The organism is Corallococcus sp. CA054B (assembly GCF_003611625.1).
GTDB classification, from domain to species: Bacteria; Myxococcota; Myxococcia; order Myxococcales; family Myxococcaceae; genus Corallococcus; species Corallococcus coralloides.
On sequence record NZ_RAVY01000283.1, the window covers coordinates 1 to 9,462 of the forward strand.

Sequence of the window (9,462 nt, forward strand, 5' to 3'; positions counted from 1 at the left end):
CACCCGGACCGCCCCCGCCCCCTCCCAAGAAGCCCCGGGTTTCAGCGGACCGCGTTGCGGGGCGTGCCCTTGCGCACGGGAGCCGCGGCCTTGCGCTTGGGCAGGATGCGGGTGACGGAGCCGGGGCGGCGTGCCGCGGCGGCGGCGCGCTCCTTCTCCTCGGCGGCCTTCAGCGCCGCGGCGCGCACGGCCAGGGCTTCCGCCTGCTGCGCCCAGCGGCGCTTGAGCGCATCCCGCAGGCCGTCCGTCTGCAGGTCCACCTGCGCCTGGTGGAGCCGGTAGTGCAGGTCCTCGCGCAGCGTGCCCCGGGTGAGGGCCGCCATCGCCGTGCCGGACACGCCCACCACCACCTTGGGCCGCTCCTCCTGCATCTGCAGGCAGCGCAGGATGAGGCCCTGGACGTCCAGCGGCAGCTTCCCCGCGTCCGCGATGAACACCACGCCGTTGGGCTGACGGAGCGCACCGGCCAGCTCCGAGGCCTGGCGCACCTCCGTGAGCGGGACGCCGAAGTTGCGCGCGGCTTCCTCCGCCCAGGCCCTGCGCTCATCCTCGGTGCCTCCGTGGATGAGCAGCGATGCACGGTTGGAGACGAGGTCCTCTTCTCGATAACCGCGAAGAGCCACGGGATGCCCTACCCTTCTGGGAAAGCGGGTCCTCCCAAAGTCTAACGCCCTCCAGGGTCGCCTGTTCAATCCCTTACGCGCGGGAAAAAACAGGGACCCGTTCCGCGAGGAGCCCTGCACTGGACGCCCGTTCCCGGGTCAAACCGAAGGCACCACCATCACGGGCTTCCGGCAGCGCAGCACCAGCTCGCGCGCCACCGCCTCCTCCAGCACGTCCGGGACCACCTCGCGACGGGCGGACGTGCCCACGCACACCAGGTCCACGCCCTCGCGCTCCGTGGCCTGGCAGATGGCGATGGCGACGTCGTCCCCGCTGACCCCCTCCACGCTCCAGTGCACCGCCTGCGCGACCGTGTCCCCGGGCACCTGCGCCCAGAGCCGGCTCAGCACCCGGTCCCGCTCACCGTTGGGCTCCGGGAGCACGCCGTGGAAGTCCCGGGGGCCCCGCTCACGGCCCCGGAGCCGGTGCACATGCAAGAGGTGCACGCGGCCCCCCGGCCCCACCAGCGAGCACGCCTGCGCGATGGCCTGCCCGGAGGCGACGGTGAAGTCCACCGGCACCAGCGCGCTCCGGGGCGGAGGAAGCCGGCGAGGCTCGCGCGCTCCGGGCGGGATGCACGCCACGGAGCGCTCCGCGTGGCGCAGCACGCCTTCCGACACGGAGCCGTGCCACAGCCGCTGCACGCCGCCGCGCAGGTGCATGCCCACCACCGTCAGCTCCGCGCTGCGCGCATGGGCCACGTGCAGCAGGTGGTCCGCCGGGCGGCCATAGCCGGGCTCCAGCACCACCTCCACGCTGCCCTCGCCCTCCAAATCGCCCAGGCGCTCGCGCACCTCGCGATGGAGCACTCGCTCCACCAGCGGCTCCAGGCCCTCCATGGAGCGCTCACGCGCGTCCAGCCGCTCCACGTGCACGGGGGTGTGGATGCCCAGCCGCTCGCGCTCCTCCAGGGGCGAGCACACGTACGCGGCCAGCACGTCGCATCCGCCCACGCGCCGCAGCTCCCGCAAGAAGGTGATGGCCGCGTCGGAGGTGGAGGAGCGGGGGTCCACCCCCACCATCACCAGCAGCCGGCGCCGGCCGCGGGCCCAGTCCAGGAGCGCCGTGTCCCGGCGCACCGCCAGCACCGGGGCGCAGCCGTGGCGGGCCAGGCGCTCCGCCAGGGACGTCTTGCGCCAGGGGGACGTGCGCCAGCCCTCGGCGGACACCACCACCAGCCGGGCGCTGCGGCACTCCTCGTCCCCCAGCAGCGTCTCCACGGAGGCGCCCCGCTGCATGCGCGGCTCCACGCTGCCCGCGAACGCCCTCAGGCGCGCGGCCTCCGCGGCCAGGCCTCCCTCCGCCGCGGACAGGGCGTCCGGGGCCTCCGCGTCCGGCACTTCGTCATCCACCCCCAGGAGCAGCAGGGGCTCTCCCAGGCGGCCGGCGAGCGTCGCCGCGACGGTGGCCGCGTGCGCGGCGTCGGCGGACAGGTTGGTTGCGCAGATGATGGCCATGGCGGGGCCCCCCGGGGAGGCGATGCCCGCTGGAGCCTCCCCCGTCACCAAGGATGCGCACGCCGGCCGTCCGGTGACGTGCGGCCCGCGCCTGCCGGCCTGCCTGCCCGGCGGGGTGGGGCGGCCCGGCGGCGCGGCCCTCCCTAGCGCAAGAGCTGCTGGTGCCCGTCGTGGTTGGTGTGGTCCTGGTTGTCGCCCGTGCCGCCGCGCTGGTTCTCACGGCCGAAGCTGGACAGGAACACGCCCTGGTCGCTGCTCGCGTAATGGTACGGCCGGCCCCAGGGGTCCAGGGGCACGGCGTGGAGGTAGCGGGGCACCAGCATTTCGTCCAGGTTCCCCTCCTCCGGCAGCTTCCCCTCGTGGTCCGCGCGGTAGCGCTCCAGCGCGTCCAGGATGAGGGTGAAGTCGGCGTGGATGCGCTGGGCCTGCTCGGGGTCACGGCGCCGGAAGGCGGTGAGCACCAGGGCCACGACGAGCGCCACCGCGAACACCACTGCCACCCAGGGCAGCGGGGAGCGGCGGGACTTCTCGGGGGCGGCGGACGAGGCGGAGTTGGCGGCCATGGCCCATCCACCCTACCGCCTGGCGCGTCAGAGGGCGCGGTAAAGCGGCACCGGCTGCTGCTTGCCCTTCAAGCGCACCGGCGGCAGGTCCTCGAAGGCGGTCTCGTTCGCGTCCACCAGCTCGCGCGTGCGCTCGCCCACCAGGATTTCCCCCGGCCCGGCCAGCGCGCACAGCCGCGCGGCCACGTTCACCGCGTCGCCGATGCAGGTGTACTCGGCCCGCATCGCGCCGCCGATGTTGCCGGACACCACCACGCCCGAGTTCAGTCCCACGCCCAGCTCCAGCACCAGGGGCCGGCCCTCGCGGCCGTGGGCCACCCACTCGGCCTCCGCCACGGCGCGCAGCTCCGCCACGGCCTCCATCATCATCTTCGCGCACTGCAGGCCCCGGAGCGCGTCGTCCGGGCGGCCCACCGGCGCGCCGAAGACAGCCATCAGCCCATCCCCCAGGAACTTGTCCAGCGTGCCGCCGCAGGTGAGCACCGCGTCCGACAGCCGGCCCAGCACCTGGTTGAGCACCGCCACCACCTGTTCGGGAGGCAGGCTCTCCGCCAGGCCGGTGAAGTTGCGGATGTCCGCGAACAGCACCGTCACCTCGCGCTTCTCACCGGCGAGCACCGCCGCGTCCGCGCTCTTGAGGATCTCCTCCACCACCGCGTCGGACGTGTAGCGCGCGAACAGCTTGCGCATGCGCTCCGTCTCGTCCGTGCGGCGCACCACGCTCTCGATGCGCGCCGCCAGCTCATCCATGGACGCGGACTTGTTCACGTAGTCGTCCGCGCCCGCGCGCAGGCCGCGCACGCGCTCTGCTTCCCGGTCGTTGGCGGTGAGCATGATGACGGGGATGGCGCTGCGAGGGCCCTCCTTCAGCCGCCGGCACAGCTCCACGCCGTCCAGCCCCGGCATCTCCAGGTCGCTCAGCACGATGGCTGGCTGAAGCCGCCCCATGCCCTCCAGGGCCTCATACGGGTCCTGGAAGCAGAGGACCTCGTAGCCCAGGGCCACCAGCCCCTCCTGCACGAACGCGCACGCCAGGGGGCTGTCGTCCACCACCACCACGCGGCGGCGCCCCTCCGTCGCGGGACGTGGCAGGTCCTGCCGGCCGACGATGCGGTTCTGCACGCCCAGCGCTTCGTAGATCTGCTTGTACGTGCAGTGCCCCAGCTCGACGAGGATCTCTCCCAGCCGCCGCCCGTCGCGCCGCTGCCGCGCCAGGGCTTCGTCCAGCTGCGCGAGCGTCACGTACTTGAGCCCCACCAGCAGCTCGCCCAGGGGCGGCTGCGCGGGCCCCTTCTCGTGGTTCAAGCCCAGGGCCTCTCCCAATGCGTCCTGAATCTGCTCGCGCGACACATAGCCCAGGGAGATGAGCGCCTCTCCCACGCGCTGGCCGGTGAGGGCCTGCAGCGCGAGCGCCTCCTGCACCTGACCCGGCGTGACGACGCCCAGCTTGAGCAACAAATCACCGAAGAGGGGGTTTGATGCACTCACAAAGGAAGCCTCCGTCACACGCCTGTCCGACAAGTGTAGCGCAACCGTGGCCGTCAGTGCTCGAACACGCGGCTGAAGGCCATGACGATCTCCAGGATGATCAACGCGACGATCATCACCTCCAGGAGGTGCGAGCGGTCGATGTCCACCTCGCCCTTGAGCAGGCCATAGGTCTGCGCGAGCAGCTGCTGCTTGCGCGTGACGGAGGCCTGCCACGCGGGGATGCGCAGGCGGCGCACGGCGCCCTCGTAGACCTTGGCCAGGTAGAAGTCGCCAATGATTTTCAGGCTGTTCTCCACCCGCTCCACGAACTCGTTGAGGTCCACGAGCGTGCCCAGCGTCTCTCGGGCGAGGCTGCGGTACGGGCTGCGGAACAGCGTGAGCCAGCCGGGCTTGCGCGCCTGCACCTCGTCGTGGATGCGCGCGATGTGCTTGTCCAACCGCTCGTCGTAGTAGCGGAACTCCAGCAGCTGCGCGTTGGCGATCTCCAGCAGGTCCGGGATGTCGCGCGAGCCGGACGGCTCGTAGACGAACGCGCTGTTCCAGTCCACGACGACCAGGTCATGGGCGGTGTAGCTGAAGCGCACCTGGGTGACGGCCTCGCGCTCACGCGGCGCGAGCGGCGCGTCGGTGCTCTCTCCCAGGAGGAGCCGCGCGATGTCCGCGCTCTGGAACAGCTCCTCCGCGGAAGGGTTGCCCTGGATGCGCTCGGCGAAGATGACGGTGTAGCTCTCGCTCTGGTCCCAGAGGTGCGGGCCCTGCACCGCGGAGGCGATGGTGCGGCGCACCCCCTCCACCAGCTCCCGCGCCAGGTCTTCCAGGGCCTGGCTGTCATAGAGCTCGTCCGCGACCTGGGTGAGCGTCTCCCAGGTGGTGCCAGGGGTGACGGGGACGCGCAGGATGATGGACGCGGCGCCGTGGTCGAACAGGCGCGCGGTGGCGTCCACGGTGATGGGACCGCCGCGCAGCGCGAGCGGCCTGCGGCCCAGCTCATAGACCACGGGCGGGTTGGGCAGCTGGATGTACTGGCTGTTCTCGCGCGACAGCTTCAACCGGCGCGAGTCCTCCGTGAGCGCCTTGCGCGCGCGCTCCAGGTCGATCTCCTCCGCGATGTCGAACGTGCGGTAGCAGAGGATGTGGGCCTGTTCGAAGAGCAGCGTCATTCCGGCGGGCGCGGACATGGTGCGGAGAAGCCTACTCGACGTCCTCCCACAGGACTTTCAGTTCCAGGGGAAGCGCCTCGAATGGTTCCGCGTGGACGGTCTCCGCGTCCTGATGGGTCCCCACGAGGAGGTAGTGCGAGCCTTCCAGCCGGAAGACCTCCAGCGTGTACTGGAGCGGGTCCACCAACCAGACGTGTTTGACCCCTTCGCGGGCGTAGATGGGCAGCTTCCGGAAGCGGTCCAACCGGGACGTGGACGGGGACAGCACCTCGCATAGCCAATCCGGTGCCATTTTGACGCCCACGACTTTGGGCATCTTGGAGACCCGCTCCCGGCGCCAACCCGCGATGTCGGGAACCAGGACGTCCTTGCCCAGGTGCAGCTCTGGCTCGAACAGGAAAAGCCACCCTCCAGGCCCCCCACGGCCCCTGCCGAAGGGGTTGTTCAGCTCGGTGGCGAGCTGCATTGCCGCGGATGAATGCTCCGTCGCGGGCCGGGGGCTCGCGTGCAGCTCCCCGTTGACAATCTCCCCCACCTGGTTCGAGGGGAGCGCTTCCAGGTCGGCGTAGGTGGCGGGCTTTCGGGTCATCTCTGGGACGAAGAACCTAGCAGGTAGGGACATGCCCGGACACTCTCATGCCCGTCTGACACGTGTACCCCGGCGGCCGGGAGCCCCGGAAGGGCCCCCGGGCCTGAAACATTTCCGGATGTTTCACTCAGTCGCCGCCGCCCTCGGGCAGCTTGATGCCAATGCCACCCGGGCCTTCGCCATTATCTGGCATGTTGCCAATATGGCCGGGCGTGGGGACAGGGCGGTCTCCCGCCTGACGCTTGTTCTTCTGCTCGTCTTCCGGAAGCTGCGGTTCCTTCCGGGGGCTTTCGTGCTCACCCATGGTGGCTCCTTCGCGCGTTGAGAGGATTTGACCTCTCCCAAGCTAGGGAGCCCGTGCCCCGGCTGGCACCCCGCCCCTGCCGGTCCGCGGAGCATGCGGGGGCACGAGCGGGGCCAATGCGGAGCTCAGACGCCCCGGGGCTTCGCGGGCGGCGTCAGCGCCGTGCGCACGTCCCACAGCTCCGGGAAGAAGCGCAGGTCCAGCGCCTTGCGCAGGAAGCCCACGCCCGACGAGCCGCCCGTGCCCTGCTTGAAGCCGATGATGCGCATCACCGTCATCATGTGCCGGTAGCGCCAGAGCTGGAACCGCTCCTCCGTGTCCACCAGCTTCTCGCACATCTCATACGCGTCCCAGTGCTTTTCGGTGTCCTCGTAGATGCGCCGGAACACCTCCATCACCTGGGGGCTCCTCTCATACGGCTGACGCCAGTCGCGCTCCACGTGGCTTCTGGGAATGTCGTGGCCCATGCGCGCCAGGTGGCGCAGGAATTCGTCGTAGATGCCGGGCGACTCCAGCAGGCGGTCCAGCTCCGCGTGCACGCCCTGCACGTGCTTGAAGGGCCCCAGCGCCGCGTCGTCCTTGTTGCCCAGAAGGAACTCCAGCGCCCGGTACTGGAAGCTCTGGAAGCCTGACGCGTGCCCCAGCGTGTCGCGGAACTCCAGGTACTCGTTGGGCGTGAGCGTCTCCAGCACGCTCCACTGCTCGAAGAGCATCCGCTGGATGTGCGCGACGCGCGCGAAGATCTTGAACGACGGCTCCAGCCGGTCCGCCTGGATGTAACGGATGCAGGCGGACAGCTCGTGGATGAGCAGCTTCATCCACAGCTCGCTCGTCTGGTGCTGGACGATGAACAACAACTCGTCGTGATGGGGAGGCTGGGAACGGGGCACCTGCGCGGACAGAAGGCGGTCCAGCTGCAGGTAATCGCCATAGGTCGTCCGGCCCGCGAGGTCCGTGACGATTCCAGGCTCCAGGTCGCGTTTGTTCATGGCCCGGGCACTCATGCACACCAACCCCCTCGCGGCGCAAGCACATCCTCCGCGCGGTCAATCCAGCCACGTACTTCCAGACGGAAGAACGCGGTCCACCTCTGCCCGGGCCGGGGCGACTGATACTGCGACTGCGGAAGAGCTTAAGCGTTCTTCTGAGCGGCTTCCGCGAGCGCCTTGGAGGCAGCGCGGCCACGGGGCAGCTTGATGTCCTCCACGCTGTTGGGGTTGGCGTAGTCCGACCACTCGGAAGGACGGCGGTTGGTCTTCTCCAGCATGCGCAGCTTCTGGTAGTGCGCCGCGCAGTAGCCCTTGGTGCGGCTGGGCTTGCCGCAGCCCTTGATGGCGCACTCACGGGCGCCGCCTTCCGCCGCCGCCGGCTTGCGGCCCCGGCGCTTGCCACCCGCCGCCGCCACAGGCGCGCTCACCGCCGCGCGGCCTGCGGGACGACCCACGGGACGGCGACCGGCCTTGCCAGCCGCGGGCGCGTTCGCGCCGAAGAGGGGGCCCACCACCTGAGCCAGGGGCGCCAGCCGCTCGGCCACGCTGCGCAGCGCATCCAGGTCCGCCGTGCCCGACTCCAGACGAGACACCACGTCGCGCAGGGGCTTGAGCTGGACTTCAATCTCGTTGCGAATCATCTCGCGGAACGCCTTGTCAACTGACATTTCGACCAATCCTCGGTTTAAGGGGGGAGCATTGCCTTGGCGTGAACCGGCACGCCGGACTACCAATACCTTCCAGAAAGGCAATTGTCGAAGGAAGCGATAAAAAGTTGTGACGCCACTGCGTATCAGCAGGTGAGAAAGGCCCGGGAAATGGGGCCCGGCGACGCTTTCAGGCGCTTCTCACGCATCCCAATGCAGGGGTTCCAACAACGCTCCACGACCAGGGGCGGGGGGGTGCTGCGAACGATCCAGCAGTTCCTCGTACGTCAGTGCGAGGTCGTGTCCCAGTTCTTCCAATTCATCAGCGTCTAGAGACGCGGACAGGCGGGGGAGCACCCCTTGTTCCGTGGCCTGCACATGCGCCACGACCTGATCCTCCAGCGTGAAGAGGCGCGCCTGCCACTCGACGCCGCGAGGCGTCAGCTCCTGCAATTCCTCCATCAGCTCACGCAGGGTGAGGTGGTCTTCCGCCTCCTCCCGGGCGCGGGCGCGGCCCTCCACGCGTGTCAGCAGCGGCTGGACGCAGCGCTCCTCCAGCCGGGAGTGCAGGCGCAGGAGGCGGGCCAGCGCCTCCTGACCGTGAGTCATTTCTTCTGTATCCGACTCTGAAGCCAGCCGCTCCAGCAGCGCCTCCAACTCGCGGTGTTGGTGAAGGAGGATGTCGAACGGGCCGGCCATGCCCCCAAGCATCAGCACGGCTCCGGGAGCAGACAACCGCACCCATTCCCCCCGCGCGAAAGGCAGCCTGCTGGCGTGCATGCCCTTTACGGGCGACGGCGGCGATGGAGCCCCTGCCCGGCCGCCTGGTGCCGGGGTGCCGGCACGTGAGGGCGGTTGCATCTTGGCTCCACCGTGGAAAACCCACTCACCAGCGTCCGGCAGGCCGTCTTCCGTTTCGCGGAGGGCGGCGCCGCCCTGTCCGCGCGCTACCACCGCGCCCGCCTGGTGGGAGCTGAACATTTGCCCAGACATGGGCCGTTGCTGCTCGTGGGCAATCACGGTGTCTGGGGATACGAGACCCCCGCCTTCTTCCACCTCCTGCACCGGGCCACGGGGCGCTATCCGCTGGGGCTCGCGGAGCGTGGGTTCTTCAAGATTCCCCTCGTACGCACGGTGTTGCCCTGGCTGGGCGGGGTGGAGGGGACGCGGGAGAACGCGCTCCGGTCGCTCCAGGAGGGGCAGCTGGTCGTCTGTTATCCGGGCGGCGCGCGGGAGACCTTCAAACGCAGTCAGGGCCGCTACCGGCTGCGGTGGGAGCACGCGCTGGGCTTCGTCCGGCTGGCCATGCAGGCGGGGGTACCGGTGGTGCCCTTCGCCGGCTTCGGGGTGGATGACACCTTCTTCTGGCCTCCGGACGAGGACCGGTGGTGTGTGCGCCTGGCCGCGGAGGACAAATACCGCATGCCGTTGGTGATGGGATTGGGCCCCCTGCCGCTGCCAGTTCAATTAACCTTCGCCGTGGGTGAACCCCATGAACCGCCGCCGTCGGGTGCATCGGAGTCGCGCGTTCGAGCCTTCCGCGACCGCGTGGCCGCCAGCGTCCGGCGCCTGCTGCTGAGGGCCTGCCATGCTTGATAC

Annotated in this window: 11 protein-coding genes; 1 reads left to right on the top strand and 10 read right to left on the bottom strand. The window is 70.0% G+C overall.

Features of this window, described 5'->3' with window-relative positions; genetic code table 11:
* Positions 1–41: 41 nt before the first annotated feature.
* The 10 genes from D7V80_RS38370 to D7V80_RS38415 all read right to left on the bottom strand — a co-directional run bounded on the left by D7V80_RS38370 (position 42) and on the right by D7V80_RS38415 (position 8,562).
* The gene (locus D7V80_RS38370) at positions 42–623 is read right to left on the bottom strand and encodes a Fis family transcriptional regulator (RefSeq protein WP_120592776.1); all 582 of its coding nucleotides are present in this window, start codon (positions 621–623) and stop codon (positions 42–44) included.
* Positions 624–761: 138 nt separating this feature from the next.
* Entirely contained in the window at positions 762–2,120 is a 1,359-nt protein-coding gene (locus tag D7V80_RS38375) for a universal stress protein (RefSeq protein WP_120592777.1), read from the bottom strand.
* Positions 2,121–2,263: 143 nt separating this feature from the next.
* Positions 2,264–2,683 carry a type II secretion system protein GspG gene (locus D7V80_RS38380; protein ID WP_120592778.1) on the bottom strand — a complete coding sequence of 140 codons (420 nt, stop codon included), beginning with the start codon at positions 2,681–2,683 and terminating at the stop codon, positions 2,264–2,266.
* 27 nt (positions 2,684–2,710) lie between these two features.
* Positions 2,711–4,171, bottom strand: coding sequence for an adenylate/guanylate cyclase domain-containing protein (locus D7V80_RS38385; protein WP_120592779.1), 1,461 nt, complete (start codon positions 4,169–4,171; stop codon positions 2,711–2,713).
* A 53-nt stretch (positions 4,172–4,224) separates the two neighbouring features.
* On the bottom strand, positions 4,225–5,352 hold the full coding sequence (locus tag D7V80_RS38390; protein WP_120592780.1) for a hypothetical protein: 1,128 nt from the start codon (positions 5,350–5,352) through the stop codon (positions 4,225–4,227).
* A gap of 13 nt (positions 5,353–5,365) precedes the next feature.
* Entirely contained in the window at positions 5,366–5,923 is a 558-nt protein-coding gene (locus D7V80_RS38395) for a Uma2 family endonuclease (RefSeq protein ID WP_120592785.1), read from the bottom strand.
* 127 nt (positions 5,924–6,050) lie between these two features.
* Positions 6,051–6,227: a hypothetical protein gene (locus tag D7V80_RS42025; protein ID WP_158616773.1), complete on the bottom strand. Its 177-nt coding sequence runs from the start codon at positions 6,225–6,227 to the stop codon at positions 6,051–6,053.
* Between the two features lie 125 nt (positions 6,228–6,352).
* Positions 6,353–7,216, bottom strand: coding sequence for a tryptophan 2,3-dioxygenase (locus tag D7V80_RS38405; RefSeq protein ID WP_120592782.1), 864 nt, complete (start codon positions 7,214–7,216; stop codon positions 6,353–6,355).
* A gap of 143 nt (positions 7,217–7,359) precedes the next feature.
* Complete coding sequence (locus D7V80_RS38410; RefSeq protein ID WP_120592783.1) at positions 7,360–7,884, bottom strand: cell wall protein; 525 nt, start codon at positions 7,882–7,884, stop codon at positions 7,360–7,362.
* A 180-nt stretch (positions 7,885–8,064) separates the two neighbouring features.
* Positions 8,065–8,562: a hemerythrin domain-containing protein gene (locus D7V80_RS38415; RefSeq protein ID WP_233586043.1), complete on the bottom strand. Its 498-nt coding sequence runs from the start codon at positions 8,560–8,562 to the stop codon at positions 8,065–8,067.
* A 174-nt stretch (positions 8,563–8,736) separates the two neighbouring features.
* On the opposite strand from D7V80_RS38415, the gene D7V80_RS38420 reads away from it, so the two are divergent.
* Positions 8,737–9,459, top strand: coding sequence for a lysophospholipid acyltransferase family protein (locus D7V80_RS38420; RefSeq protein ID WP_014400766.1), 723 nt, complete (start codon positions 8,737–8,739; stop codon positions 9,457–9,459).
* Positions 9,460–9,462 lie beyond the last annotated feature (3 nt).

What these genes read in the sequence shown, in the direction of transcription:
- D7V80_RS38375 (WP_120592777.1), bottom strand. Translation starts at nt 2,120, where the DNA reads ATGGCCATCATCTGCGCAACCAACCTGTCCGCCGACGCCGCGCACGCG.
- D7V80_RS38380 (WP_120592778.1), bottom strand. Translation starts at nt 2,683, where the DNA reads ATGGCCGCCAACTCCGCCTCGTCCGCCGCCCCCGAGAAGTCCCGCCGC.
- D7V80_RS38390 (WP_120592780.1), bottom strand. Translation starts at nt 5,352, where the DNA reads ATGTCCGCGCCCGCCGGAATGACGCTGCTCTTCGAACAGGCCCACATC.
- D7V80_RS38395 (WP_120592785.1), bottom strand. Translation starts at nt 5,923, where the DNA reads ATGACCCGAAAGCCCGCCACCTACGCCGACCTGGAAGCGCTCCCCTCG.
- D7V80_RS42025 (WP_158616773.1), bottom strand. Translation starts at nt 6,227, where the DNA reads ATGGGTGAGCACGAAAGCCCCCGGAAGGAACCGCAGCTTCCGGAAGAC.
- D7V80_RS38405 (WP_120592782.1), bottom strand. Translation starts at nt 7,216, where the DNA reads ATGAACAAACGCGACCTGGAGCCTGGAATCGTCACGGACCTCGCGGGC.
- D7V80_RS38410 (WP_120592783.1), bottom strand. Translation starts at nt 7,884, where the DNA reads ATGTCAGTTGACAAGGCGTTCCGCGAGATGATTCGCAACGAGATTGAA.
- D7V80_RS38415 (WP_233586043.1), bottom strand. Translation starts at nt 8,562, where the DNA reads ATGGCCGGCCCGTTCGACATCCTCCTTCACCAACACCGCGAGTTGGAG.